General features: G+C 65.3%; 20 protein-coding genes. 4 read left to right on the forward strand and 16 right to left on the reverse strand.

Annotated elements, in window-relative coordinates; genetic code table 11:
* Positions 1-46: 46 nt before the first annotated feature.
* Positions 47-1723 (reverse strand): aldehyde ferredoxin oxidoreductase family protein, encoded by a 1677-nt coding sequence (locus BM310_RS17175; RefSeq protein ID WP_089810059.1) that lies wholly within the window; start codon positions 1721-1723, stop codon positions 47-49.
* A 72-nt stretch (positions 1724-1795) separates the two neighbouring features.
* Positions 1796-2548: an SDR family NAD(P)-dependent oxidoreductase gene (locus BM310_RS17180; protein WP_089810062.1), complete on the reverse strand. Its 753-nt coding sequence runs from the start codon at positions 2546-2548 to the stop codon at positions 1796-1798.
* A gap of 337 nt (positions 2549-2885) precedes the next feature.
* Between BM310_RS17180 and BM310_RS17185 the strand changes: the two genes are divergently transcribed.
* Entirely contained in the window at positions 2886-3962 is a 1077-nt protein-coding gene (locus BM310_RS17185) for an amidohydrolase family protein (RefSeq protein ID WP_089810064.1), read from the forward strand.
* Positions 3959-4372, forward strand: coding sequence for an iron-sulfur cluster assembly protein (locus BM310_RS17190; RefSeq protein ID WP_089810066.1), 414 nt, complete (start codon positions 3959-3961; stop codon positions 4370-4372). The genes BM310_RS17185 and BM310_RS17190 overlap by 4 nt, the downstream gene beginning before the upstream one ends.
* A gap of 212 nt (positions 4373-4584) precedes the next feature.
* On the opposite strand, the gene BM310_RS17195 is transcribed toward BM310_RS17190, so the two are convergent.
* The 5 genes from BM310_RS17195 to BM310_RS17215 all read right to left on the reverse strand — a co-directional run bounded on the left by BM310_RS17195 (position 4585) and on the right by BM310_RS17215 (position 10027).
* The gene (locus BM310_RS17195) at positions 4585-6552 is read right to left on the reverse strand and encodes an AMP-binding protein (protein WP_089810068.1); all 1968 of its coding nucleotides are present in this window, start codon (positions 6550-6552) and stop codon (positions 4585-4587) included.
* Positions 6553-6651: 99 nt separating this feature from the next.
* Positions 6652-7152 (reverse strand): gamma carbonic anhydrase family protein, encoded by a 501-nt coding sequence (locus BM310_RS17200; protein ID WP_089810437.1) that lies wholly within the window; start codon positions 7150-7152, stop codon positions 6652-6654.
* A 61-nt stretch (positions 7153-7213) separates the two neighbouring features.
* A complete protein-coding gene (locus BM310_RS17205; protein WP_089810070.1) occupies positions 7214-7621 on the reverse strand; it encodes a Zn-ribbon domain-containing OB-fold protein in 408 nt (135 codons plus the stop codon).
* Positions 7618-8784, reverse strand: coding sequence for a thiolase domain-containing protein (locus tag BM310_RS17210; RefSeq protein WP_089810072.1), 1167 nt, complete (start codon positions 8782-8784; stop codon positions 7618-7620). Before BM310_RS17210 ends, BM310_RS17205 begins: the two co-directional genes overlap by 4 nt.
* 70 nt (positions 8785-8854) lie before the next feature.
* Entirely contained in the window at positions 8855-10027 is a 1173-nt protein-coding gene (locus BM310_RS17215; protein WP_177232685.1) for an MFS transporter, read from the reverse strand.
* 146 nt (positions 10028-10173) lie between these two features.
* On the opposite strand from BM310_RS17215, the gene BM310_RS17220 reads away from it, so the two are divergent.
* A complete protein-coding gene (locus tag BM310_RS17220; protein WP_089810076.1) occupies positions 10174-10575 on the forward strand; it encodes a universal stress protein in 402 nt (133 codons plus the stop codon).
* 733 nt (positions 10576-11308) lie between these two features.
* Here the strand turns inward: BM310_RS17220 and BM310_RS17225 are convergent.
* Complete coding sequence (locus BM310_RS17225; protein WP_089810078.1) at positions 11309-13723, reverse strand: pentapeptide repeat-containing protein; 2415 nt, start codon at positions 13721-13723, stop codon at positions 11309-11311.
* A 270-nt stretch (positions 13724-13993) separates the two neighbouring features.
* On the opposite strand from BM310_RS17225, the gene BM310_RS17230 reads away from it, so the two are divergent.
* On the forward strand, positions 13994-15016 hold the full coding sequence (locus BM310_RS17230) for a hypothetical protein (RefSeq protein WP_143105185.1): 1023 nt from the start codon (positions 13994-13996) through the stop codon (positions 15014-15016).
* Between the two features lie 50 nt (positions 15017-15066).
* Here the strand turns inward: BM310_RS17230 and BM310_RS17235 are convergent, their stop codons facing one another.
* From BM310_RS17235 to BM310_RS17270, 8 genes are read right to left on the reverse strand one after another with little or no spacing between them, the layout of a single operon-like run.
* On the reverse strand, positions 15067-17442 hold the full coding sequence (locus tag BM310_RS17235) for a phage tail protein (protein ID WP_089810082.1): 2376 nt from the start codon (positions 17440-17442) through the stop codon (positions 15067-15069).
* Complete coding sequence (locus BM310_RS17240) at positions 17439-19757, reverse strand: baseplate J/gp47 family protein (protein ID WP_089810083.1); 2319 nt, start codon at positions 19755-19757, stop codon at positions 17439-17441. The genes BM310_RS17235 and BM310_RS17240 overlap by 4 nt, the downstream gene beginning before the upstream one ends.
* Entirely contained in the window at positions 19754-23392 is a 3639-nt protein-coding gene (locus BM310_RS17245; RefSeq protein ID WP_089810086.1) for a putative baseplate assembly protein, read from the reverse strand. The genes BM310_RS17240 and BM310_RS17245 overlap by 4 nt, the downstream gene beginning before the upstream one ends.
* A gap of 17 nt (positions 23393-23409) precedes the next feature.
* Positions 23410-23799 (reverse strand): GPW/gp25 family protein, encoded by a 390-nt coding sequence (locus BM310_RS17250; RefSeq protein ID WP_089810088.1) that lies wholly within the window; start codon positions 23797-23799, stop codon positions 23410-23412.
* 7 nt (positions 23800-23806) lie between these two features.
* Entirely contained in the window at positions 23807-24100 is a 294-nt protein-coding gene (locus BM310_RS17255; RefSeq protein ID WP_089810090.1) for a PAAR domain-containing protein, read from the reverse strand.
* A gap of 6 nt (positions 24101-24106) precedes the next feature.
* Positions 24107-24748 (reverse strand): phage baseplate assembly protein V, encoded by a 642-nt coding sequence (locus BM310_RS17260; protein WP_089810092.1) that lies wholly within the window; start codon positions 24746-24748, stop codon positions 24107-24109.
* On the reverse strand, positions 24745-25803 hold the full coding sequence (locus tag BM310_RS17265) for a phage late control D family protein (protein ID WP_089810094.1): 1059 nt from the start codon (positions 25801-25803) through the stop codon (positions 24745-24747). Before BM310_RS17265 ends, BM310_RS17260 begins: the two co-directional genes overlap by 4 nt.
* A complete protein-coding gene (locus tag BM310_RS17270) occupies positions 25804-26442 on the reverse strand; it encodes a CIS tube protein (protein WP_089810096.1) in 639 nt (212 codons plus the stop codon).
* Positions 26443-26576 lie beyond the last annotated feature (134 nt).

The raw sequence follows: 26576 nt of genomic DNA on the forward strand, positions 1-26576 counted from the left end.
GGACGCACGCAATCGAGCGGCCGCACCCCGTACGAGTCGGAGCGAGTCAGTCGGCCGACTGTGGCTCGTTCACGTGGTCGTCGGGGACCGTCCCGTCCGCGTTCCAGTCACGCTGTGCGTAGTAGTCGTCGAGGGCGGCTTCGAAGTCCGGGAGGTCGTACGGGAGGGTGTCGTCGGCACGGTCGAACCCTCGCTGGTTGTTGAAGTGCCGCTCTAGCTCCACGACCCTCGACCCGACGGCGAGGAGATCGTCGTAGTCCGCCTCGAACAGTCCTTCGTACCGTTCGGGGGTCATGAAGCTCCGTGAGAAGCGACAGATGATGCCGCAGTCCTCCAGCGCGCGTGCGTTCTCCTGTTCGACGATATGCGGTGCTTTGCCGTCGAGACCGGTCGGGTCCAACGCGCTCTCGCGGTCCACGAGGGGATACTCCCACGCGTACAGCGTCGTGAACATGTGGTCGGCCCCGCGGTTCGCGACGGCGTAACTCAGACCCTGTCCGTTCAGGGTCCGACCGTCGTGCGCGGCGAACGAGAGTCCCTTGACGGTCCAGTTATCGACGCCCAGTTCGTCGTGGAAACGAGCGATACCCTCCGCGAGGACGTCGCCGTCTCCCTCGCGGTAGGCTATCTTCTCGACCATCTCGTGGATCAAGTCGACGTTGCCGAACTCGTCTTCGGCCGCCAAGTACGCGGCCACGGCGTTCCCGCACGAGATGGTATCCACGCCGTAGCGGTCGCAGAGTTCGTTCGACTTCATCACGTCGACGACGTCGTCGACGCTGCAGTTCGATCCGAACGACATCACCGTCTCGTACTCCGGGCCTTCCGTCTCCACGCCGCGTTCTTCGTCCTTGGTGGGGAGCTTACAGGCGAACGCACACGACGAGCACGTTCCGCGCTTGTACTTCTTCTCGCCCACTCGGTCGCCGTTGATTCCCTCGACGCCCTCGAACTGTAGCTCCGAGAAGTAGCGAGTCGGCAACGCCGACACCTCGTTGGCGAGGCTGGTGACGCTCGTCGTCCCCTGTTGCTTCATGATGTGGTCGCTCGTCGCCGCCTCGCGGTGGACGTCCATCTGAATCGGCGGTATCTCTGCCTCGCGCCGAGAGTCTCCCTCGAACGTGACCGCCTTCACGTTCTTCGAGCCGAGAACTGCGCCGAGGCCACCTCGTCCGAATGCGCGGCTCTCGGTCGTCATGACGGACGCGAACCGTACGAGATTCTCACCGGCGGGTCCGATACAGGCGACGTGCTCTTCGGAGAGGCCGTGCGTCTCCTCGACGTACTCGGTGATCTCCGGCACCGTCGCCTCTTCGAGGTCCGGGACGGCCTCGAACTCGACACCCTCGTCGGTGACGTGGACGACGACCAACTCGTCGCTCTCGCCAGTGACTTCGACGGCGGCGTATCCCGCGTCGGCGAAGTTTCTCGACATGAACCCACCAGCGTTCGACGAGAAGAGGCCACCCGTGAGCGGTGAGACCGCAGTACAGTTCATCCGTCCGGTGAAGCTCATGTTCGACGTCTGCATCGGTCCGGTCGAGAAGAACAGGCTGTTCTCCGGGCCGAGGGGGTCGGCGTCGAACGGAATTCGGTCGTGTGCGAGGCGGGTCGCCACGCCGCGCCCGCCGATGAACGATTCGAGGACGTCGTCGACGTCGGTCTCTTCGGTCGTTCTCGCTCCAACGTCGACCGTCAACAACGGTCCAGAGACGTGTAGCATACGAGAACAACACACACACTCCGTATTAAAAATACCTAGCAATCGGACCCGGAGGAACGTCGCTCGCTGCGGTCAGGCGGTCACGCCGCCGTCTACGACGAGATTGTGCCCCGTCACGTACGACGACTCGTCGCTCGCCAGGAACAGTACGACCTCCGCGACTTCTTCTGGTTGTCCTGCCCGCCCGAGCGGAGTCTGTGCCACTAGTCCACCCGCCGTGTCGCCGTCCTCCTTCGTCATCGCCGTCTCGATGATGCCGGGGTTAACTGCGTTCACGCGGACGCCGTCCGGCCCCGTTTCGACCGCTACCTGACGAGTCAGGTTCGTGACGGCCCCCTTCGAGGTGCAGTACAGCGAGGAGTTCTCCAACCCTCTGATTCCCCCGATAGAGGACATGTTGATTATCGAGCCGCTTCCCTGGACTCGCATCACCTCGACGGCGGCCTGACAGCCGAAGTAGACGCCCCGGACGTTGATACCCATCAACCACTCGAAGTCGTCGGCCGTCGCCTCGGTGATGGGGAGTTGTCGTTCGACGCCGGCGTTGTTCACCATCACGTCGAGCGACCCGTACGCGTCGACGGTGGCGTCGACCGCCGCACGGAGGTCCTCGATGGACGTGACGTCAGTCTGGACGAACTGCGCGTCGCCGCCCGCGTCGCGAATCGCCTCGTGCGTCGGCTCCCCGCCGAGTCGTGGGTCGGTTCGGACGTCCGCAACAGTCACCGCCGCTCCTTCTTCGGCGAACCGCCGAGCGATCGCCCGACCGTTGCCCGACGACCCACCTGTCACTACCGCCGCTTTCCCGTCGAGTCTGCCTGTCATACTGTACCAAACGTTGGCTATCGCGGTCACATAAACGTTGCTTCCTCACCGGCGGGGGAGCGACGTGTCTGCTCGGCCGAGACGCGCGCGGGCGTCCCTCAGCACGCGTCGTTCTACGGCCGTTCGGACGTCGTTCGCCCCGCTGATTCCGCTCTGTGAGGACCCGACGAACGGCGTCTCGCTTCCGCCCGTTCCTTCCCGTCTTGTCCCCTCCCCGCCCCGAGTCGACGGCACCTTAGGGTGGTTTCGTCCGAGCGAGTTGGGGGGAGTGTTCGAGAGTGGAGGTGTTGTACCGACCCAAATCCTTATTATTCATTATATACATGGTTCGAGTGCGATGTTAGACAACGGAACGTTGGTAGTGGACTCTGTTTCCCACTGCTTCAACCACACCCCGGAGAACCACAAGCACGCGAACGCTCAACGATGGGACGACGAGACGTTCGACCTCGGCGAGAAACTCCTGCCCGACAGTCACGTCCCTTCCGAGGAGGTGTTCTACCGCGACCACCAACCCGAGGAACTGGCTCGTCTGCTCTTCCTCGAGAGTCAGATCGACTACACGGTGTACCACTCGCTGCCGCTGGACGACTACTTCCACGACGGCTACGTCTCCCGGGAGAAGGGCTTCGAGTTCCGCGACCAGAACCCCGAGCGAGTCGGAATGTACGTCGACATCAACCCGCTCGAAGACGACGCGGTCGACCAGGTCGAGTACTACGTCAACGAGAAAGACGTCGACGGCATCAAACTCTACCCCGCCCGGTACCAGAACGGTCAGGACCTCTCGCTCCAACTGAACGAGCGCTCCGTCCAACCGATACTCGACAAGGCCGACGAACTCGACGTCGACACCGTCGGCATCCACAAGTTCATCCCGTTCGCGAAGGCCCCGACCAAGTACTTCCGCATCGACGACGTGGAGGAAGCCGCGAACAAGTACCCCGACCTAAACTTCGAGGTCATCCACGTCGGATTCTCCTTCCTCGAGGAGACCATCTGGGCGATGGCGAGCAACGACAACGTCTACGCGAACCTCGAAAACACCGCGTGTCTGGTGAACACCCGTCCGCGGAAGTTCGCCAAGATAATGGGAGAACTGCTCTACTGGGTCGGTTCGGACCGCATCCTCTTCGCCAGCGGTGCGACGGCACTGCATCCACAGCCACCCATCGAGGGTATCTGGGACCTCGAGATGTCCGAAGACCTGCAGGCACAGTACGACTACCCCGACATCACCCAAGAGGACAAAGAGAACATCCTCGGGAAGAACGCCCTCGAACTCCTCGGCAAGGACCCCGACCAACTTCGCCGCGACATCGAAGACGACCGATGGGCGAAGGCGCGCGAGGAACTCGACCAGTACCCCGCCGAACCGTGGTCTAGCTACGACGTTCCCGCCCCACAAGCATGAGTTCCAGCAGCCACGTCACCCCGGACGAAGAGTTCACGAACGAACGCAAGGAGCGAATCAAGGACGAACTCGGGAAGGTCCTCGACCCGTGTAGCTGTATGAGCGACCATCCCATCAGCATCCTCGACCTCGGACTCGTCGAGAACATCGACGTAGATAGCGACGTCGTCCACGTCGACTTGCTCTTGACCTCACAGCTGTGCACGTACTTCCTCGACATGAGCGACGAGATCGTAGAGCGCGTCGAGGGGTTAGAGGGAATCGAGCGCGTGGAGGTCCACCAGGACACGAGCGGACAGGTGTGGACGCCCGACCGGATGTCGGAGAACGAACGACAGACGCGCCGCGAACGACTCCGGACGCGCATGGAGGAGGCGGGCATCGAACCGTACGCGAAACGAACCAACTGACGGACTCAGTCGCAGCGTCTGTCCCGACGACTGAGAACTCACGGTCCTCGATTCCCGTGTCGAGGCCTTCTTCGGCGGCGACGATTCAGGAGTAGTGGCATCGCCGTCTCTCGTGCGCGCGGCGAATATACGTCGAGTGGAGACCGCTGCGAGTCGCGGAGCAGGTAGCGAAACGAGAGCGGAAGGGACGGGCCGGAGCCGAACGCGGGAATCTACCGCGCCGCCTCCACTTCTTCGAGCGCCTCCGGGTTCTCGATGCTGCTCATGTCGCCGAATTGCTCGCCCTGATAGATGGCGGAGATGGCGCGGCGGATGATCTTCCCCGACTGCGTCTTCGGGAACTCCGAGACGAACAACAGCTCCCGCGGACGGAACGGCTTCCCGTGTTCCTCGCCGACGAGTTCCCGGAGTTCCGCGCGGAGTCCGTCCGAAGGCTCGACGCCGTCTTCGAGGACGACGTAGGCGACGACGGCCGTCCCCGTCGTCTCGTCGTCGACGCCGACGGCAGCCGCCTGGTTCACCGCGTCGTGTTCGATGAGGACGCCCTCTATCTCGGCAGGGCCGACCTTCCGACCGGCAACGTTGAGAGCGTCGTCCGCCCGGCCGTGGAGGAACCAGAGGCCGTCCTCGTCCTTCTGCGCCCAGTCGCCGTGGTCCCAGAGACCTTCCCACGTCGACCAGTACTCCTCGAGGTAGCGGTCGTCACCCGACCACAGCGACTTCGTCGTCGACGGGCAGGAGTCGCGCGCGACCAGGTGGCCCCGTTCGTGCGCGTCGGCGATGCTCTCCCCGTCGTCGTCGACGATGTCGACGTCCATCCCGAGTCCCGGCCCGCCGAGCGTGCACGGCTTGAGCGATTGGATTGGCATCGGCATGAGGAAGCACCCGCAGATTTCGGTCCCTCCGGAGATGTTGATGATTGGCGCTTCGCCCCCGCCGACGTTCTCGTAGAACCACATCCACGACTCGGAGTCCCACGGTTCCCCGGTGGATCCGAGGAGTCTGAGCGACGAGAGGTCGTGTGCCTCTACGTACTCGTCGCCGTGCTTTCGGAGCGCGCGTATCGCAGTCGGCGAGACACCGAACACGGTGAGGCCGTGGCGGTCGATCATCTCCCAGAAGCGGTTCGGGTCCGGGTAGTCCGGTGCGCCCTCGTACATGAAGATGGTCCCGCCGAAGGTGTGGTTGCCGATGAGCGTCCACGGCCCCATCATCCAGCCGATGTCCGACACCCAGAAGAACCGGTCCGAGGGCTCGTGGTCGAAGCCGAAGTGTATCTCCTTGGCCGTCTGCATCTGCACGCCCGCGTGCGTGTGGACGATTCCTTTCGGCGTGCCAGTCGTTCCGGAGGAGTACAGCAGCATCGACTCTCGGTTCGCGTCGAGTTCCTTCGTCTCGTACGCGCCGGCCTGCGACTCCACGGCGTCGTCCCACCACTCGTCGCGGGTTTCGTCCCACGGGACGTCGGCCCCGAGTCGGTCGAAGACGATGGTGTGTTCGACGTAGCCCGCCGCTTCGATGGCGTCGTCGGCGGTCCCTTTGAGCGTCAGTTCGCTCCCGCGGCGGGAGAACCCGTCGCCCGTGAAGAGGACCGAACACTCCGAGTCCGCGATCCGGGTGGCCGCGGCGTCGACGCCGAAGCCGGAGAAGATGGGGACCGCGATGGCTCCGACTTTGAAACAGCCGTAGAGGATGGAGACGACTTCGGGCACCATCGGCATGTACAACCCGACGGTGTCGCCCGTCTCGATTCCCCGTTCTTCCAGCGCGTTGGCCACCTTGTTCGACTGCCGGTGGAGTTCGTGGTAGGTTACCTCACGGACGTCTCCCTGTTCGCTCTCCCAGATGGTGGCGACTTTGTTCCGCGTCTCGCTGTCGACGGCGGCGTGTCTGTCGAGGACGTTGTGGGCGATGTTCATCCTCCCACCGGGGTACCACTCGGTGAACTGCGGGCCCTCCGAGTCGTCTCGGACCGCGTCGTACTCCTCGTAGAACTCGACGCCGAGGTAGTCGACGAGTTCGTCCCAGAACCACTCGACGTCGCCGTTCGTCGTCTCGAGTAGGTCGTCGTAGTCGTCGATGCCGTACTCCTGCATGAACCGCCAGACGTTCGTCGATTCGACGAACTCGTCGGACGGTTCGTGCACTACTGATGTCTCTTCGGGAGGCTCTGCTGGCATGGTTGCGCGTGAGACAACCTCGCGCAGCATCCAATATAAATTATCGGACTGAAAGCGACGTTCGTCGAGGAGAGCAGCCCTCCGGCCCTGCTCGGAGAACTACTCGAACCGACCGGTCGATTTGTACTCTCGCCCGAGTTCGACGTAGTGTTCGTGCACGCGCGATATCTCGTCGCGTTGGGCGTCGGTGAGGGGTTTCGTCTCCGCGGGCGCGCCGTAGGCGAGGTGACCCTCGGGAATCGTCTGGTCCTGCAGGACGACGGACCCGGCGGCGACGATGCAGTTCGACTCCACCGTCGCGCCCTTGAGGACGGCGCTCTGCATCCCGACGAGGGAGTGGTCCCCGACGGTAGCGAAGTCGACGACGACGTTGTGACCGACGGTCACTTCGTCGCCCAACGTCGCCCCGTGCAGCATCGAGAACTCCTGGACGTTCGTCTCCTCACCCACCGTCACCGGGCCACCGTCTCCCCGCAGGCAGACGAACGGCCACAGACTCGCTCGCGGGCCGACAGCCACGTCACCGATCAGGTACGCCTTCTTCGACGTGAACGCCGAGTCCGCGACGAACGGTTCTTCTCCGTAGAGTCTCTCTCGCATCGTCTGTGTCTCCGTCTTGGGCTCTGTATCGTTGGTTTCCGTCTCGTCGTTCATCGGATGATCACCGAGGCCGAAGGACCACGATTCGCTCGTCCTCCTGTCCGGAGCGCTCGACGCCCGGTTCCACGGCGGTTCCGCGTTCGACGTCGTCGTACTCGACGCCGCGCAGTCGGCCGGTGACGCGCACCGTCCCGAAGTCCGCGATGGCGACGGCGACGGCGTCTTCGTGGGAGAAGCGCGGCGCAGGGACGGTTATCTCGGTGTACGTCTCGACCGTCCCCGACGCCGGCAACGGCATCCGTTCGAGGGTGGTCGATCCGCACGTCTTGCAGACCCGTCGCGGCGGGAGCCAGCCGTGTCCCTCCGGACAGACGAGGGAGAACCCGTCGCCCGACGCGACGGCGTCCAGCCACGTCTCGTGGTCGACGGACTTCGCGCCGCCGGCCTCGCGGGACGCGTCAGCGGTCACGCGTCCACCTCCACGACGTGGACGACGGCGCTGGCGACGGTTCCGCCCGCGTTGTGTGCGACGCCGACGCTGGCGTCGGCGACGGCGTCACTCATCGGGTGGTCGCCCCTGAGCAACCGTGTTAGTTCGACGAGTTGGGCGACGCCGGTTGCGCCGACGGGGTGCCCTTTGGCTTTCAACCCGCCGGAGAGGTTCACCGGACGGGCGCCGTCGGCGGTGGTCTCGCCGTCGGCGGCGGCCCGGATTCCACCTCCCGAATCGTAGAAGCCGAGCGACTCGATGGCGAGTACTTCGGCGATGGTGAAGCAGTCGTGGACCTCGGCCACGTCCACGTCGCCAGCGGTGATACCGGCTTCCTCGTACGCGTCCGCCGCCGCCCGTTCCGCCGCGGGCGTCCGCGTGAGGTCCGCCCTGTCTTGGAGGGCGAGCGAATCCCCGCCCTGTCCGGACCCCGTCACGTTAACTGGTGCCGAGAGGTCGTTTTCGGCCGCGTACGACTCACTGACGAGGACGGCCGCGGCCGCACCGTCGGTCACCGGACACGAGTCGTACAGGCCGAGGGGGTCGGCGATGGTCGGTGCGTCGAGGACGTCGTCGACGGTTATCTCGCGGCGGAACTGCGCGTACTCGTTGTCGACGGCGTTGGCGTGGTTCTTCACCGAGATGGCGGCCAAGTCCTCACGCGTCCCCCCGTGTTCTTCGAGGTAGGCCCGGGCCATCAGCGCGTACGCTCCCGGGAACGTCACGCCGATTCGACTCTCGAAGAGGTCGTCGGCCGCCATCGCCAGCGCTTCGGTGGCTCTCGGCGTCCCGAGGTCGGTCAACGTCTCGACACCGCCGACGAGGACGACGTCCGCGTCGCCGCCGCGGATCGACCGGACCGCTCCGCGGACGGCCGAACCGCCCGCGGCGCAGGCGTTCTCGAACCGCGTGGCGGGTGCGGTAATCCCCGCTGCGTCGGCCATGAGGGGCCCTTGATGGCCCTGGTTCTCTGCGACGTCCCCGACGAAATTGCCCAGACACAGTCGGTCTACGTCCGCACGTGGGACGTCAGCGTCGGCGAACGCCGCCTCCGCGGCTTCCCCGAAGAGGTCGCGTCCGGTTCGACTCGGATGTCTCCCGAGCGGTGTCAGTCCGACACCAGCTATGCGAACTGGTTGCATTCGTCCTGTCGATACATAGCACGGATAGTAGGTGTTACGGTCCCACGGCGCCTCCCCTCGTGCGAATCCGTCAGCTCCGTTCGGGAGTCCTCGTCTCGATACCGCCGACGCGGAATCGAGTGACCACCACGACGAGTGCGACGCCGGCCATCGCCGGGAACAACACCCGAACTCCGGTCGAGATACCGAACTGCCCCGAGAGCGTCCCGACGACGACGGGGAGGACGGAGAGACCGACGTAGTTCGCAGCGACGGCGACTGCGTTCACCGGACCGCTCCGTTCCGGGAGGGCGTCGACGCCGAAGGCGGACATCGTCGGGTAGAACCCGGACACGAGGAGACCCAACCCTAGTACAGCGACGGACAACTCTATCGGTGACGGCGAGACGAAGGCGACGAAGAGAAGCGGAAGCGACGTGACGGCGAGCGTGGCGATGAGGGTGAGCGACCGGACGTGCGAGACGAGACGGCTGTACACCAGTCGACCCGGGATGTACATCACGAGAAACCCCGAGAGCAGGAGGTTCGCCGTCGACTGCGGGACGAACTGCGTCGCGTAGAACGGTAACCACGTGAAGAGCGTCCCCTCGATACCGCCGGTCAAAACGAGTGCGCAGACCATCCCGACGACAGAGGGCTTTCGCAGCACGGACCGTAACTCGGCGAGTGTCAGTCGCTGTTCCGTCCACGTCTCTGCGGGTAATTCGAGTCTCCTCAGGAGGAACGCCGTCGGCAGGAAGACGACGATCAACACGAGGTACGTGAGTCGCCAGTCGCCCAGGGAGAGAACGACGTTGACGAGGAGGGGGCCGGCCGTCGCCCCGAGGGCCCACAAGACAGCGTACAAGTTGAAAATCCTGCCTCGTTGGTCGGGGTAGAGGTGACCGAGGAGGGGTCTGTCGAACGCTCTGAACACTCCGAACGCAACCCCCTGGACGAGAAACCCGACGAGCAACGTGAGGTACGACACCGACGTACCCAACAGGAGGAGGCTCGCGATGGTGACACCGACACCGACGGCGAGGAACCGCTTGACGTCGAGGCTTCCCGAGAACATTCCGACTATCAGAACCGTCAGGACGAGTCCGATAGTGCCCGCCGGAGCGACGAGTCCGAGGAGGCTCTCGGACACGGCAAATGATTGCTCGAAGGTGGAGAGGAGGGCTCCGCGGGTCTGTACGGCGATGCCGTCTCCGAGAACGAACAGAAAGATGGCTAACGTCCACTTCTTGCGGCGGTCCATTGAACACATCTGGTCCGCGCTGTCACATAAAATTCGGCCATCGGCGCGGCCATCGTCGGTCCGCCGACGGAGGAACCGGAGAGACAGTCCGGGCACGGGAGCGTTTCGGGCGACCATTCAAATAGATGGTCTCCGTTGGTGACTGCATGTACCAGATACTGGTACCAGTCGACGACGACGTCGGCAGAGCAGTTGCACAGGCAGAATTTGTCACCGGTTTACCGGGCGTCCCCGGCGACGTCGGTGTGACCGTTGTCCACGCCTACCGAGACGACGGTGCCGACGACGACTTACCACCGGAACAGAGCAAAGCGGTCAGCGAGGCGTTGGATCGCCTCGCCGAGGCCGGGGTTGAGGCCGAGTCGCGTGAAATTTATCTCCCCGTCTCGGAGGGGATACTCGACATCGCTTCGGACCTTGCAGTCGACCACATCGTGCTCGGCGGACGGCGACGGAGTCCGGCGGGGAAAGCCATCTTCGGGAGCGTGACTCAACGTGTGATACTCAACGCAGACCTGCCCGTCACCGTCGTCGGCATGACGGACTAACGACTTCAGATACTGGAACCGTCCGTCCGGTCGGGTAGTGACGGCATCGGTTCGGAGTCGTCTCCGGTTTCGACCGAATCGTCGACCTTGCATCGACGGCAACGACGACTGTGTGCGTTCTTCCTCTTCGTCACAGACACGACAGAATGACCGAAACCAGTCACTCTGCATCTCCCTCGTCGCACCTCCTATCGGAACGTACTCGTCTGTGATCTGTCTAACAGTATCGCAGAACTATACCTCTCTCGACTGACTTTGAAATCATCTCGCCGAGTATATTTACGAATCTCGCTTTCTCTACTTTTATTCTCTAAGTATGATTTTATATTGGATATTTGAAATACACTTTGCTCTTATAGAGCTACGTTTTGGGTAATAGGATATTATACGGTCAAAATCAGTCGACGTATCTGTCCCGATGGGCGTCGATGTAGCTACCAGACTCGTTCGGTTAGTCGAGTTCACATCCGGGTCTTCGTCGAAGACTACGGAGTCGGGCGGTTACCGTACGAGTTCGGATCGGCCGAACCGTATGACCGCGTCACCAACACCCGCGCCCGCCTCCAAACAGACGGCACCCCCCCCGAGCCCGGTGGTCGGCGAGAGCGGTTCGAACCGACTGTCGTACGTCCCGCGTGTACGAGAGCGTGAGTCGGTGTTCGACCGGGAGGCGGCTTGTGCGTTTTCCGACGGACACCGCCCACCGAAGCGATACCGCCGCTGTGAGGACCGCTTACGCTTGACCAGTCTCCTCGTCGGTTCCCTCCGCGCTGGTGTAGTCCTCCTCGTCCTCGGGCGGTTCATCGGCCGCGGGCTCCGAGGCGGCCTCGTACGGTGAACTCTCGCCGTCGGGAGTCTCACCGTCGTCCCAGACGATGTACCAACACTTCGCGTCGGTCGTGTCGGCCTCGGCCAAGTCGGCCTTCGAGGAGACGTGAGCGTGTCTGAGGTCCGCTTCGGCGAGAATCGCGTCGTGGAACTCCGCCCTCGTGAGAACCGCGTACTGCAGGTCCGCACCGGTGAGGTCCGCGCCCGCGGAACCAGTTCCCTTGTCGAGTTCCGCGTCGGCGAGGTCGGCCGCTCTGAAGTGTGCGCCCGTCGCCGTCGCCTCGTTCAGTTTCGCCTCGGTCAGCGTCGCCCCGGTGAAGTCCGCGTCGGTGAGGTCGGCCTTCTGGAACGCTGCGCTCGTGAGGTCGGCGTCTCTGAACACGGTGCCGATGCAGGTGGCGTTCTCGAACGTCGCCCCTGTCGCGACCGCTTCCGTGAGGTCGGCGTCCGAGAGCGTCGCGTGTGGCAGTTCGGCGTCGGTGAGGTCGGCGTGGAACAGTACTGCCTCGGTGAGGTCCCCCCGTTCCAGTTTTGCACCGACGGGTTTCGCGTACCCGAGGTCGGCTTGCACGAGTTTCGCCTCCAGCATCTCGGTCCCTTCGAGAGTGGCGCCTCGAAGGTTCGCTCCCGGAAGCGTCGCGTAGTCGAGTGACGCCGACGAGAGGTCCGCGCCGCGTGCGGTGGCATCCGAGAGGTCCGCTTTAGAGAGGTCCGCCTCGACCAGCGTTGCGCCGTCGAACGTCGCGCCGTCCAACTTCGCACCCGAGAACGTCGCCCCGGGAAGGAAGGCGTGCGAGAAGTTCACCTCCGAGAGGGTCACGTCGGCGAAGTTCACGTCGATGCTCGCGCCCGTGGTTCCCCGTTGGTCCGCGTTCACGCTCCAGAAGTTCACCTTCGGCATCGTCGCGCCGGCGAAGTCGGTTCCGGCGCCGACCGTCGCACCGGCGAAGTCGGTCTCCGTGCAGTCGGTGAACTCCATCGACGCGCCGTCCAACGTCGCGTCGGTGAACGTCGCGCCGCCCAACTTCGCGCCCGCGAGGTTCGAGTCGGCGTCGAACGTCGCGTCCGGTGCGGTCGCTCCCTCGAAGACGGCCTTCGAGAGGTTGGCCCCCGAGAAGTTCGGCCGCCGCACCGTCGCGTTCGAGAAGTCCACTTCGACCAGTTCCGCGTCGTCGAACGCCACCGAGGTGGCGGCGTTCCCACTCGATTGCTCGGCGCTGTCGTCGTCTTCGACGCGGTAGACAGTCGCACCTGTGAACATCGCCTTCGAGAGCTTCGCACCCGAGAACGTCGCGTTCACGACCCGGGCGTCGGTGAAGTCGGCGTTTCGAACGTCGTCGTCGGCGAAGTTCACGCCTCGTACCGTCGCTCCGTCGAACTTCGACCCGTACAGGTTCGACTCCGCGGAACCGAGTTCGACGTCACGAACCTCTGCCGTCGAGAAGATGGCCTCCGACAGTTTCGCGCCCGACATGTTCGTGTTCTTCGTCTGACCGCCCTCCGTACTCGGGCCGACTCTCGCCTCGGTGAAATCGGCGAACCGGAGGTCGGAGTCGGTGAAATCCACGCCCAGCAGCGTCGCCGACGGGAACTTTGCCCTCGAGAGGTTGGCCCCCGAGAGGACGGCTCTCGCGAGGTAAGCGCCTTCCAGCGTCGCTTCCGAGAGATTCGAGCGCACCGTCCCGTCGGCTTTGCCCAACTTCGTCTCGGTGAGGTTCGCGTTCGTGAGCGTCGCACCCGCGAGGTCCGCACCTCTCAGCGACGCGCCGGTGAAGTCTGTGTCGGTCAGGTCTGCGCCCGCGAGGTCGACGCCGTCGAGGACTGCCCCCGTGAGAAGCGCCCCCGTCATCGACGTCGACCGCATGTCCAGCGACCCGCCCTCGACCTCCGCCTCCGAGAAGTCCGCACCGTCGAGCGTGGCCTCGAACAGGTTCGCACCCGATAGCTTCGCGTCCGGCGCGCTGAAGTTCGTCAGGTCCGCTCCACGGAGGTTCGCGTCGGTGAGGTCCGCCTTCGTCGCCCGCACGTCGGCGAGCGACAGTCGGTCGCCGAGGTCCGCCCCGCCGAGGTACAGTTTGTCGAGGATGACCGGCGTCTCTTCGGCCTCCAACCGTTCGGCCAGTTCCGCGACCGGCTTATCCGTGACCTCCGCGTGCCAGATACAGCGGTCGTCGCGCCACTTCTCTCTGGTGCAGTGGACCTCGTCTTCCTCTGTGTCCCAGTCCCAACCGTCGGACCCGGACGGTGGGACGTACTTTTCGCCTATCTCGTCGATGTCAAACGAGAACGTGCACCAGTGGTTGTCGTCGCTCCCCGTCATACTCAACAAGGGACGGCGACGTACTTATAATCATACGTAGTATGACATATCTTCTGTTCGATGACTATCATTCGGTTCGGCAGGAAAAAAGCGATATAATGGAAGATGACCGAACAACATGAATTCGAAAAATAACACAAGTTTATATGTCGACACGATGACCTCAGTGTAGAGGGACGGTGCGAAATGAGTCAACAAATTCGGCGGGCGGGGACCGATGGGTCCAGGTTGAATCGATTCGAGCGGAACGCGTACTTCCACGGGAAATTGATGACCGCTCGCGATATGGAGGCGGAACAGTCGTACCATCGAGAGCGGACGAACGCCATCTCGAATCACGTACTGGGCGGTGGCCTCGTCTGCGGGCTCGGAACCACCATTAGCGAAACCGATAGGCGGGGACTGGAAGCGACTATCGAACCCGGCCTCGCCGTCGATAGGCAGGGGCAGTTGATGGTCGTCCCCTCGAACGGACCGTACCGACTCAAAGAACGCGATGGCGGGGACACCGACCCCGAGGAACCGTGTCACGCGGACGGGAAAGATATCTACGTCTTCTTGGAGTACAGAGAGTGTCACGTGGAGTCCGTTCCGATTCCCGACGGCGCCGACGGGTGCGAGGAACGGTGCTGTCACAACCGAATCGTTGAGACGTTCGACGTGGTCTACAGCGAGCAGGCACCGACCGACTACAAGACGGTACCGTCGGTGACGTTTCCCGCCAAAGAGAAACTGACGAAACACGGGGGGTCCGCGCGGGAGCACCACGAGGCGCTGACGCAGATGGCTCGGTCCTACTACGACGAGCACTCGGAAGACTGCGACGGAGAGCCGTTCTCCGTCTACCTCGGTCACTTCGAGAAGGACTCCGGGAGCGAGTGGGAACGCGACCCCACACCGGACCTGCGGTCGTTCCTCTACACGAACGACATGCTGTACGCCATCATCGCCTCGCACGTCACGGATTTCGACGACCCCCACGAGATCGACGCGCTGAAATCCATCCACACGGTGAGTAATCCCAACGGCAACGTCGACCTGAACTCGCCGAACGATACTCTCTCTATCGCCCCCGATCAAAACGCGAAGCAGGTCAACATCGACGTGAAGGGTGACTACGTCACACGCGTGGAGTACGAGCGCTTGGAACGCAGGGTCCGGGAACTCGAAAAACAGGTCGAACACGTCCTCGAAGAGTGCTGCGACGACGACATCGTCATCGAAAAGCAGGCCGACCCGAAACAGAAACGGTCCGAACGACAGCAATCGGCGTCCGACGACAAAGAAGAGTAGCCGGACGGCCGAGAGACGCGACCCGATTTTCACCGCGAACGACTCGCGAGTCAGGAGAGTTCGAAGTCGCTGCCGAGTCTGGACTGCCAGCCGAGTTCGGCGTCCGATTCGGCGGTCCCGACGACGGAGTCCCAGCCGAGGTTCGACTCCGCGACGGTGAACGAGGGGTCGGGGAGACGACTGTTGACGCCGAGGAGGACGTGCCCGCCCAGCCGACTCCACGGTCTGAGGTGGACGGTTCGACCGACCGCGTGTGCCGGCTGTTGGGCCTCCACGAGCCGTCGAATCGCCGCTCGGGCGTCCGCATCGACGGTCGGCCCCACGAGGACGACGAACTCCTGCGGACAACAGAGCACCGCGTCGAACGGCGACTCGGCGTCGTCGCCGGACGCGCGCTCTGCTCGCAGCGCCTCACACGACCCTTCGGCGGCGTCGCAGTCCGAATCGGCGTCGGCCACGTCGGCCACGTCCCAGTACTCGAGGAGCCACACGAAGTGGCCGTGCCCCGCCTCGTCGCCCTCGCCTCCGTTCACCCGTGGTTCGGCCGGACGCGCTACGCCCGCCTCCTCACCCGCTCCGGTCGGCGGCTCCGCGCCCGATTCGATGGGGATCCCCCCGAGGAAGATGTCGAGGAGTCTCCGGAGTCCTCGCCGCGTCCCGCGCTCTCTGAACAGGTTCGGCGCTTGTGCGACGAGTTCTCGTCTCGACCAGTCCGACCACGCGTCGTCCTCGGCGACGCTGAGCCAACTGCCCAACCACGACAGGTGACTCGACGGCACCGACTCGGGGTCGAAGTACTCGGTCAACGTCGCGACGTGGTGGTCGATGTCGGCGTACGTATCCTCGAACACCGTCAGGTAGCGAGCCAAGAAGTCGGCGCTCTCTTCGTCCGTCTCGTATATCGCGGGCAGGTAGTCCAGGTACGAATCGTGCGTGACCGACAGCTTCAGGCGGTCGACTCGGGGCGTGTGGAAGCGGTCGCCGTGGAGTTCGAGGCGAACCCACAGATATCGGCGGCCGTTCGGCTCGACGAGTACGTGGTTCGGATACCCGCTGTCGGCCGTCGCCCACACCGGGCCCGGTTCGTCGTCCGCGTCGTCCGACGGTTCGCAGATGGACACGGGGCCGTCAGCGTCCCCCATCCCGTCGGCGTCCTCGCTCCCTCCGCCTCCGTCTTCGGATGGTCCGTCGACGCCACCTTCCGCGACTCCGTCGCCCCCACCTTCGGGGTCGCTCGGGACTGCGTCGGCGTTCGTCGCGGCGTAGCGGAGGACGACCCGCGTTCCGGGCGGCTGCGTCCCGAGTTCCAGAGCGAGCCTGTACCAGTCTGCATCGAGTGCGCCGAAGTCGTAGCGGGTCGTGAGGCGGCCGACGTACGCTCCGCCGACTATCTCGACGGTCTCCGCCGGGTCGAGGACCCAGACGGCCCCCTCGGCCCCGTCGATGGCGTACAACTGCGGGTCGACCGCCCCCCACGGACCGCGACGGAGTCGGACGCAACTGTGCTGGTAACTCGTGAGGGGGTCGGCCGCGTTCGTCTCCGGGTCGTACCGATACAGCGTCTTCTCGGACGGCGCGTCCGGTCCGACGCCGAGGACGAACGCTCCGTCGCCGAGCCACTCGATGCTGGTCGCACTCGCGACCGGCAGTTCGACGGGGTCGCCGTCGGGTTCGCTCCCGTCGGGGTACCACCCGAACAGTGCGGCCTCGCTGTCTCCCCCCACGAGGACGGCGATGGCACCATCGGCGGTGACGGCGAGGTCCACGGGCGCTCGGAGTTCCCGCACGAGGTGATTCACCTCGGCCCGTTCGCTCACCCGAGCGACGAAGCCGCGGTCGGTGTCGCTCCCGCGGTCGAGCACGTACACCGTTTCGTCCGGCCCGTTGACGACACGAGTCGGCTCGACGAACCCCTCGGCCGTCCCTGGCGCGTCGTCGTCCGCGGCCCACTCGTCTCCGGAGAGCACCCACCGCGTCTGCAGCGAGTGGACGGAGAGCGAGTGAACGTACCCGACCGTCCGCAGTCGCTCGACGCCATCGTCGGTCGATTCGTCGTCCGTCGCCGCTACCCTGCGGGTACCCACCACGTACAGGCTGTCACCGGCGACGCAGAGTCCGGTCGGCGACTTCCCGTCGGACCGCAGGTCTTCACAGCGCACGGGGCGGAACGAGTCGCTCCCGCAGACCGCCCGGAACAACCGTCCGTCTGCGGTGAGCACGTACTCGTCGCCGGTGGCGGTCACGTCGATGTCGATGGGACGCGCGGACGCGAACGCCTCGGTCCATCTTCGAACCGGTGCGACGAAGGTCGGTGCCGCCGCACGCGCGAGTTCGACCCCCTCGTCGGTCAGGACGACGTTCTCGCGCGTCCACGCCTCCCACTCGCCCGGCGTCGCCGTGTCGACGACCGTGAAGTCTCTCGTCATGGGCGGTCACAGTCTCCTGCGGCCGGTCCGTTCGTCCCGACGCGGGCCGTCACGGTGTGGTCTGTCGGCGTGAGGAGGGCGTCCGCGTCGACGACGACCGCTCCGTTCGCGTCGAGGCGACCGTCCGTTCGCACGTCCAACCGGGTGACGCAATCGACGCCCGGCACGCTCTCTATCTCCTCGTACAACTCGGACCGGTAGAGGGGGCGGCCGAACGGCCACCCGTCACCCTCGAAGCCGCGAAGCGGGTCGAGGAACTCGTCGAGTGCGGCGTCGATAGCGTCTCTCCGGTCGGTGACGGCGTACTCAGATTCGAGTCTGACCTCCACGTCGACGCCCACCTCCACGTACGTCGGCGGTTCGACGCGCACCCGGTCGGTGAGGAGTCGGTGTCGGTCGAGGTGCGCGTCCACCGCGTTCAGGAAGCCCGTGCTCGGTTCCGGCCGCGAGGACCGCGAGTACGGGACGACGACGACGTTGACCGACCGGTGCGGTTCGCACTCTCTCGGCGACTCGTCGGACGGTTCGGCCTCCCCGTCGGCGTTCGCGTCTCCCGCCGCCGATGCGCTCGACGTCGGTTCGGACGACTCGGTGGGCAGTTCCGACGCCTGTCGAGATGCCGCCGCAGAGCGCTGTTTCGTTTTCGGCCTCTGCCGCATCCGCTCGTCGTCGATCTGTCTCACGGGCCGCCCGTCCTCGGTCGACACCACTCGGTCCTCGTCGGGGCGTCGGTCGGAGCCACCGTCTCCGCGGCGCACATCTGCGGCGTCCTTCGACCAGACGCTTGGGGGTCGTTCGACCGGGTCGTCTTGCACGACCCACACCGCGGCGCGACCGAACCGAAGTCCCGGCGTGTGGGTGGCGAGATACTCGTAGTCCGGGGCGGTGACGGCGCGGTACGGGACCCGCCTGTCGGCGACGAGTCGGTCGAACGCGTCCCCGATTGGTTCGGCGGGCGCACCGCCGGTGACGTCGGCTACCTGCTCGACCGTGAGACTCGCCGGGTCAGCGGTCGTGAACTTCCCCTTGGGGTCTCTGAAGCGCACGTCCGCCCCCGCGAACGACCACTCCGCTTCGGCGGAGACGCTCCCCGCGTCCCCCGTGCCGACGTATCGCGTCGCCGTAATCGGGGCGTCCAGCGGCGGAATCATCCCTCGAGCACCGTCGCCGAAGCGGATTCCTCGATACGACGGCTCCACGACGAAACACCGACTGTACGGGCCGGCCGCATCGAAGTCGTCCCGTCGCCGCCATCGCTCGTCGCCGACCCACACGGCCACGTCCGTGTCGAGTAACGGACCGTGCTCGAACTCGAAACGCTGGTCCGGAAGCCCCGTCGAGGCGGTGTTCCCCTCCCCGTCACGGAGCGGTTCGCCGCCCTCCGAACGGACGGTCCACCGTCGTTCGACGGGGAGCACGTTCACCGCCACGCTGTCGATCCTCGGCGCGATTTCGTGGCCGGGAGTGGTCACTCGGCACCGAATCCACCGATACGACGTCGCGTGGTCGAACACCGTCCCGCCGTCCGCGTTCCACGAATCGGGCTTCTTCAGTACGACGCGACCGCTCTCGTAGAACTGGTTCGTTCCGTCCGCCTCTACCGGCAGCGACTCCCACGCACCCTCGTCGTACCACTCGTACGTCGGGCAGTGCTCCCACTCGACCGCCACCGTCGGTTCGAACGTCGCGTCCTCGGTCCACGCGTCCACGCCTGCACCGTGCCTCGCGGGGGCCGGCAGGTCGTCTTCGGCCAGTTTCACGGAGAGGGAGAGTTCGCCCTCGCCGCCGAACGGGTTCCCCGCGAAGCCGAGGTAGAGCACCCCCTCAGCGCCGTCGCCGAACGCGGTGAACTGCATCCCCGCCGTCCGGTTGGCCGTCGTCTGGTCGCGGCGGCCGCGCGCCCCGTCGACGACCACGCGTTCGAGCGTCGCTCTCGTCACCGCCGTCGCGACAGTCGTCTCGAACCCCACCGTCCGGTCGTCTCCCGTCGTGGCCAGCAGTTTGGCTCCCTCGTTCACGGCCGCGCTTCCCGCGTGGTCCGGAAGCGTGACGCGGACCGCCGTCGTCGCCGGGCGCGGCGGCCGTGGCCGTTCACCCAACAGGGCGAGATACTTCAGCCGGTGCGCGTCGGTGATGCGGTCCAGTTGGTAGGTGTACGTCTCGGCCAGCCACGCCAGCAGTTCGAGGACGGTTATCCCGGGGTCCGACGCGTTGTGGTCGGTCCACGTCTCCGAGTAGACCGGAATTCGGTTCCGAGCGTCTCTGAGTATCGTTTCGTACGGTCTGTCGTCTAAGCTGGGGATGTCGAGACTCACGTTTGGTCCTCGCTCTCGTCGTTCGTCGTCAGTTCGCGGGTCGCCTGCACGGTGTGCGCGGTGCTACAGACTAACGTGTCCGGCGGGACGGTGGGGAGTCGCTCGTCGTCGGCGACGGTGTAGCCCCGTTCGCTCCCGTGGTACGTGACCGTCAGCGAGACGACGTGGTCCACGCCGCCGACCCGTTCGAGGGCGGCGTACACGTCCGAGAGGCAGGGGAGTTCTCCGAACGCCCACCCCTCGCCCTCGGGACCTCCGGTCAGCGGGTGGAAGAAGGCCGTCAGTCGAGTCGTAACTGCTGTCTCCACCGCGGCGATGCTGCTAGCGACGGTCTCGTCTACGGCGACCGTGACGTCGACGCCGGCTTCCACGTAGTTTGGTCCGCGGACGGTGATTCGATTCGCGTCCGGGTCGCCCGCCGCCGTCGTCGTCGGTACGGGGGCGTGGCGACGCAGGGCGTCGGCGACGACGGATGTCACCTCGGCGTTGGGAGTGGGGCGGCGTTCGGTCGACCGCGGCACGAGCAGTACGGTCACCCACCCGGCGCGAGGCGAGTTCGAACGGTCCATCCCGGGGACACACCGGACGCGCGCCAGTTCTCTGGACGCCGACGCGGCGATGCGCTCGAAGTCGTCGGCCGTGACCGCACGGTTCCGGTCCTCCAGCGTCCGGGCGGCACGGTTCGCCGCCTCCGGGGTCGTCTCTGCCTCGGCCCCTCCGCCACCGGTGTCCGGGTTCCACACGCCCTCCACGTACGGAATCGCCGTCACCAACGCTTCGACCGCTTCGGCGGGGACGTTCCCCGCGGCACCGCCGCCCGTTCGGTAGTCGGTGCTGACGTTCTCTTCGCCCGGTGGTGGCGTCGCGCCGTTCGTCCCGTCTCCGAACGTGAGGCGGCCGTCGATTCGATCCAAGACGTAGTGTCGATCCTCGTCTGTGGATTCGGTGAAGTCGTCCACGCGCGTCCACCGAACCCAGAAGGCCGTCGGCGCACCCTCGTCGTCGGTCTGTTCGGCCGTTTCGACCCCGGACTCTGCTACCGCCGTTCGTTCGGCCTCCGAGAGCGTCGCCAGTTCGTCGACCCACACGGACTCGTCGACCACCGGACGGTTCGCGAACGCGAACGCCTGGTTCGGCGTCCCGTCACTGGAACCGAGAACCTCGCCGGTGACGGTCACCACGTTGTACGCCCACCCCGCGTTGGGGTAGATGCCGCGGAGCGAGGGCGGGTCTCTCGTCGCCTCCGTCGCCGTCTCCAACAGTCGTGGTGAGAGGGACTCGCACGGCGTCGGAGTCGGTTCCGGCGTCGGTTTCGGCGTCTCGAAGGCCCCGTCGACAGCAGATTCCTCTTGGAGACTCCGTTCCGCGGTCGTGTCCACCGTGTCTATCGCCCTCTCTTCGTACCGAACGCTGACCGGGACGGACTCCCAGTCGGGCGTGTACAACTCGACGGCACCCGTGGGTCGCGAGATGGAAACGGCTATCGATTCGTTCGGACCCAGTGACGCAGCCAGGTCGGACGACGGCGAGTCGGGGCCGACGGACAGCGAGAACCGTTCGAGGTTGAACCTCTTTGCTCCCCTGTTCTCCAGGACGACGACGTTCTCCGTCCGGTCGACGAGCATCTGTATCGCCGATTCCTCGTCCGGTGGGTCGTCTCCCGGAACGGCGGCGTTCTCGGTGACGGTCACGTCGAACGGGTCGCCGACCAACCGGGCGCGAATCCAGTGGCGGACCCGGCCGAACCGCTCGAACGCCTCCGTCGCCTCCGGGAACGCGAGCGAGACGATACCGCGTTGCAGGAGTCCTTCCGTTCCGTCCTCGGCGTCGAGTTGCGTCCACGTCCCGCTTGCGGGGTCCTCGCAGAACTCCCACCGCGCCCGCGGGTAGAACGGTACCGGATACGGCTTGTCGGCGGCCGAGTACAGCAGTTGTATCGGTCCGTCGTCCAGCGGTCCGTCGAAGCCGAGATAGAGTACCTCCGTCGGTTCCGCCGTCCGCGCCTCGGGGAGTCGCCTGAACGGGCGAATCGCCGTCGCCTGCGTCTCCGCGGAGAGTCCCTTCGCCTCGTCCGCGCCGTAGCCGCGGTTGTTGAAGGCCACCACGTGGTCGGGTTCTTTCGCCTTCGAACTCACCGCCTCCTCGGCGGCGGTAGGTTCTGGATAGCTGATAGCGAGTCCCGTGAACTCCGGGACCGCATCGTGGATCATCTCCCACTCCTCCGGGTCGACCGGGTTGCCCTGATCGTCTTTCTTCTGTCGGAACCGGATGGGGTTGTCCTCGAGGAGGCGAACGCGAATCCAGTGGTGTTCGTGCCCCGAGACGGACGTCGCCGCCGCGTCCTCGGGGACGACGAACCGAACCGCCCCCTCGCCAACCTCCTCTTTCCGTTCGCTCAGTTCCAACCGCGCCCACCCCGACCCGTTCCAGTACTCCCACGAGTAGTCGGGCGGCGCGAGGTCCGCGAGCGACGGCCTGTCCGTCGTCTCGAACCCGAGTTCGACGGGCGTCTCCGTCTTCGAGAACGCCTCGTCGGACGCGATGTAGAACGTGTCCAACGGAAGCGGCATCTCTCCGAACGGACGTATCGGTCCCGTCGTCGAGAGCGGTACGTCGTTGGCTAGCAGCATCTGCGGTTTCACACCGGTGTCCGATTCGACGAGCGACAGGGTCAGCTTCGACACCGACGCCTCGAACAGTGCGTCGCCGAGGGTCGGTGGCCCCACGAACCGAATCCACATCGTCTCCACGTCCGTCACCGGCGGCGATTCCGCCGCTTCCGCCTCGGCCGCCGCGGCTTCGGCCTCCGCGCCGACGAGTCGCAACTCGTCCGTCGGAAGCGTCGTCGCCGCGAACGCCTCCGCCTCCGCCTCGCTCAGCTTGAACCGAATCCGGACGCCGTCCTCGGCACCATCGCTCAGGTCGGCCGTCTCCACCGTCCCGTCCACGGTTTCCCCGAGCGAGTGCCACCCCTCGACTTCCTCGCCGCCGACCTCCTTCACGCCGAAGAACTGACAGCCGAGCGATTCGAACGCGCCCGTCCCGACACCCTCGACGGTCACCTCGAACTCCGTGTCGGTCGATAGTTCGAAGAAGTTCGCGTGGCCGACGTACAGCAGATGCTCCTGCCGGTTTGCTCCGGTGAACAGCTTCGTCTCCGCCTCGTCCGCGAGTGCGTCGTGATGCACGAATATCGCGTCGTCGGCCGGACTGACGCTGACCACGGAGTCGAGTCGCGCTGGGGTCGCCTCGAACCCCGCTCCGTCGGGTATCTCGAACGTTATCTCGGACCCCTCGCCGGGTGGCGGTGCGAGCGCTTGCGTCCCGGGCGTTATCCCGACGTTCGCGTCGAGTCCGGGAGCGACGTCGAAGACGAGGGGGAGTTTCGCCGGTTGGGGCGGGTCGCGGTCGAACGCCAACGCGTCGAAGAACGCGAAGCGGTGCTTCTCGGGCGCGCGGTCCACGCGTTCGAGGACGTCCTCGGTTATCTCCGCGAACAGGTCGAGGACCGCGGTTCCGACGTCTCCCTCGTCGGGGTCCCACGCGGGGGTGTAACTTCGTGCCCGTTCGGCGGCGGCGGCCCGCAGTGCCGCGCGTCGGCGTCCGTCTATCGTCGGCGTCTCACTATCTGTCATCTGTCACCCATCGCAGTTCACTCGTTGATGTAGAACGGGTAGACGAGGTTCCCGGTGGCGTTCGTCTGCCGCACCCTGTACTCCACGCTCACCAGCAGTCGCCCCCGGTCGATGTCGTCGATGTCGACGGAGACGTCTCTGACCTCGATTCGCGGCTCCCACTTCCGCAGTGCCTCCTCCACGCTCGTCTGAATCATCGTCACCGTCGCCGTGTTGACGGCTGCGAACACGAAGTCGTGGATGCCGCACCCGAAGTCGGGTCGCATGACGCGCTCTCCCTTCGCCGTGCCGAGGATGATTCTGATCGCCTCGTCTATGTCGGTCTCACCGGTCGAGACGGCCACGTCCGCGGCGTCCGTGGTTTCGACGGGGAAGGTCCACCCAGTGCCGAGGAACTCGCGATTCATCTGGTTCTCACCCTATCTGGACGGTCGGACAGCCCATCGCGATGGTGTTCGGGGGACCGGCCTCCGGAATCGTGTCGCCCTGCCGCGCCGCGGGCATGCTGTTTATGAGCACCGTCGTGCTCCCCATCGCCACGACGCCGCCGACGTGCGGCGTCGTGCTCGGCAGGACGAGCGGACACGTGTGCATGTCCGCCCCGGCCCGCCACGCGGGCATGCCGCCGATGAGGACGGTCGGACTCCCCGCGCCGAGGAGCGGTGTTCCGTGACTGGTCTGGTCGAGTACGCGTGCTGCTGGTGGCATGATGGTTCAGTTTATCTTGACGAGTGAGCCTTTCAACGTCAGAATTCCGCCGGCTTCGACGGTGACGTTGCCCTGTCCCTTGATGTCGATAAGCTTCGACTCGACGCTCACCGTCGCCCCGCTAGAGACGTTGATGGCTCCGCTGGTCGAGTCGAGTTCGACGGTGTTCTGTCCGCTCTTGTCGGCGACGACGATTTTCTCGCTTCCGCTGGCGTCGTCGAGGAGTATCGAGTGACCGGCGTTCGTCGTAATCTCGACTTTGCCGGCCGTGCCGTTGTCGTTCAGCGTAATCTGGTGACCGCTCCGGGAGCGAATCATCCGCACGTCGTTGTTGCCGTCCGCGTTGTCCTCGGGCGGTCGCTCGGCGGAACTCCACAGCGCACCGATGACGTACGGGTAGTGGATGTTGCCCTGTTCGAAGGCGACGAGCACCTCGTCGTCCACCTCCGGGTGGAAGTACGTGCCGCGGTCCCCTCCGGCCATCGTCCGGGCGACGCGCGCCCAGTAGCTCTGTTCGTCCTCGTTGCGCCACGGGTACCGCACTTTCACCCGCGCCATCCCCTCGGGGTCCTCGTTGTCGGTGACGATAGCTGTCGCGACGCCGCGAATGGCGTCGTCGACGTCGTCGGTGAATTCGCTGTAGCTCACGTCGTTCCTCCCTTCCGCTTTCTGACCTGGAACGTGGTCGTGTATCCGCTCGTACTGATCTGGTGGTCTGCGCTCTCGACGTAGTACCGCCCGTTGAACGTCTCGGTCACGCCGTCGAGTTCGACGGTGATTCCGGCGACGAGTTCGGGCACGCCGATGGTCTCGCCCCGTCCGGTGAGGCGGCCCTGACGGATGCGCGCGGCTTCGGACGCCGCAACGGTCTCCGCCTCCGCCGGCGACTCGACGGGCATCCGAAGGTCCCGGGCGTCGCCGTTCGGGTCCGCCCCCTCGGCCGACCCTTCGATGACCTCCCGTCCGTTCCGGTCGTTCCACCGGACGTTCACTCGGCTCACGTCGCGCGCTCGGTTGAGCCGCGGCGAGAACGACCGCAACGACTCGCCGTACGCGAGTTCGAAGTCTGCTGACCTGTCCTCGCGGGGTTCGCGGAAGTGGAACGCGTCGGTGGTGACGAACACCTCGTAGTTGTACCGCTTCGCGCGCTGTTTGACGAACTGGTAGTCGGTCTTGTTGTCCTGGACGATGCGGGGGAACTCCAGGTCGGTTTCGTCTATCACCACCTTGCTGAAGCCGTAGCCGCCACGTTCGAGCACCTTCCTCACGACGTTCGAGTCGGTCACACGGTCCTCGACCGTATCACGGTCCCACGTCTCCGTGTTCGTCCCCGTCATGAGTTCGTGCAGGCGGCCGTAGCCGCTCACGTCGACGGTGGGCACGCCGTCCGCCGGGAACTTCGGCTCCGCGGACTCGACGGTTCCGACGACCATCGGTACGAGCGTGTCGCCGTACCCCAACGAGACGGTCACGGGGCTGTCCGAGTCTATCAGCCCCCAGTCGATGCCCTCGAACTCTCGGCTCTCCTGGTCGTACAGGTTGTTCAACGAGAACGAGAACCGCTCGGCGCTGTCGACGCTCGTGCTCACGGACAACTGTGAGACGACGCCGCTGGCTTCGGTGAACGTGGTATCCCCCGCTTCGACGACGAATCGGGGAACGTAGAAGTCGCCGTACTTCTCGCGCACGTCGGCGAGACTCATCTACGGCTCCACCCGCGGCACCACGAGTCTGTCTCCGGGTCGGAGGCGGCGCGGGTTGTCGATGTCGTTCGCCTCCGCGATGGGTCGCCACCGCGTCGGGTCGCCGTACTCCGCGTCGGCGAGCAACCACAGCGTCTCCTCTTCGGTCACCCGGCGCAGTTTCGTCTTGTCGGCCGAACTCCGACGGACCTGTTCGGCCTGTTCGCCGGGCGGTCTGTACTCCTTGAACGTCACATCCATCCGCGCGCGGACCGGCACGCCGGTCGGCAGGAACATCGTAAAGCGCGTGTTCGCGCTCTGGAGGACGGACTTGAAGTCGAGTCCGCCCCAGACGAACCGGCAGATGGGCGGCGCGTGCAGGTCGCCGTCCACTTCCAGCAACCCCCGCACGCGGTCGGTGTACGTCCGAACGTCCCGTTCGTCCTCCTCGTAGGCGTCGAAGAACAACTCCATCGAGAGTGTCTCCGCCTCACCGCTCGTGAACTGCGTTACGGGCGAGGTGAACCCCGGGAGCGACTGGTCGGCGTACGAAATCGACTTGTCGAGGTTGTACTCCGTCGGGTTGAACCGGACGGGAATCTCCTCGCCGCCGGCGACGACGACGGCCTTCACCAGGTTCGAGTCCGTTCCGTCGGGCATCGCCGTCAGCGCCCCCGTCGTTCGCGCTCGATGCGGAGCTTCCGTTCGAACTTGTCGAACAGAGTATCAACCAATCTGTCGAGTGTCGGGTCCGCGTCCATGTGACGGCTAACAATCGATTCCAGAGGTGATAT

The sequence above is a fragment of the Halogeometricum rufum genome (assembly GCF_900112175.1).
GTDB lineage: Archaea > Halobacteriota > Halobacteria > Halobacteriales > Haloferacaceae > Halogeometricum > Halogeometricum rufum.

Bases quoted from the DNA above. Each gene is read 5' to 3' on its own strand.
- BM310_RS17235 (WP_089810082.1), bottom strand. From the start codon at position 17,442: ATGACGAGAGACTTCACGGTCGTCGACACGGCGACGCCGGGCGAGTGG.
- BM310_RS17255 (WP_089810090.1), bottom strand. From the start codon at position 24,100: ATGCCACCAGCAGCACGCGTACTCGACCAGACCAGTCACGGAACACCG.
- BM310_RS17225 (WP_089810078.1), bottom strand. From the start codon at position 13,723: ATGACGGGGAGCGACGACAACCACTGGTGCACGTTCTCGTTTGACATC.
- BM310_RS17190 (WP_089810066.1), top strand. From the start codon at position 3,959: ATGAGTTCCAGCAGCCACGTCACCCCGGACGAAGAGTTCACGAACGAA.
- BM310_RS17200 (WP_089810437.1), bottom strand. From the start codon at position 7,152: ATGCGAGAGAGACTCTACGGAGAAGAACCGTTCGTCGCGGACTCGGCG.
- BM310_RS17195 (WP_089810068.1), bottom strand. From the start codon at position 6,552: ATGCCAGCAGAGCCTCCCGAAGAGACATCAGTAGTGCACGAACCGTCC.
- BM310_RS17220 (WP_089810076.1), top strand. From the start codon at position 10,174: ATGTACCAGATACTGGTACCAGTCGACGACGACGTCGGCAGAGCAGTT.
- BM310_RS17230 (WP_143105185.1), top strand. From the start codon at position 13,994: ATGACCGCTCGCGATATGGAGGCGGAACAGTCGTACCATCGAGAGCGG.
- BM310_RS17185 (WP_089810064.1), top strand. From the start codon at position 2,886: ATGTTAGACAACGGAACGTTGGTAGTGGACTCTGTTTCCCACTGCTTC.
- BM310_RS17210 (WP_089810072.1), bottom strand. From the start codon at position 8,784: ATGCAACCAGTTCGCATAGCTGGTGTCGGACTGACACCGCTCGGGAGA.
- BM310_RS17245 (WP_089810086.1), bottom strand. From the start codon at position 23,392: ATGACAGATAGTGAGACGCCGACGATAGACGGACGCCGACGCGCGGCA.
- BM310_RS17250 (WP_089810088.1), bottom strand. From the start codon at position 23,799: ATGAATCGCGAGTTCCTCGGCACTGGGTGGACCTTCCCCGTCGAAACC.
- BM310_RS17175 (WP_089810059.1), bottom strand. From the start codon at position 1,723: ATGCTACACGTCTCTGGACCGTTGTTGACGGTCGACGTTGGAGCGAGA.
- BM310_RS17270 (WP_089810096.1), bottom strand. From the start codon at position 26,442: ATGCCCGACGGAACGGACTCGAACCTGGTGAAGGCCGTCGTCGTCGCC.
- BM310_RS17215 (WP_177232685.1), bottom strand. From the start codon at position 10,027: ATGGACCGCCGCAAGAAGTGGACGTTAGCCATCTTTCTGTTCGTTCTC.
- BM310_RS17265 (WP_089810094.1), bottom strand. From the start codon at position 25,803: ATGAGTCTCGCCGACGTGCGCGAGAAGTACGGCGACTTCTACGTTCCC.
- BM310_RS17180 (WP_089810062.1), bottom strand. From the start codon at position 2,548: ATGACAGGCAGACTCGACGGGAAAGCGGCGGTAGTGACAGGTGGGTCG.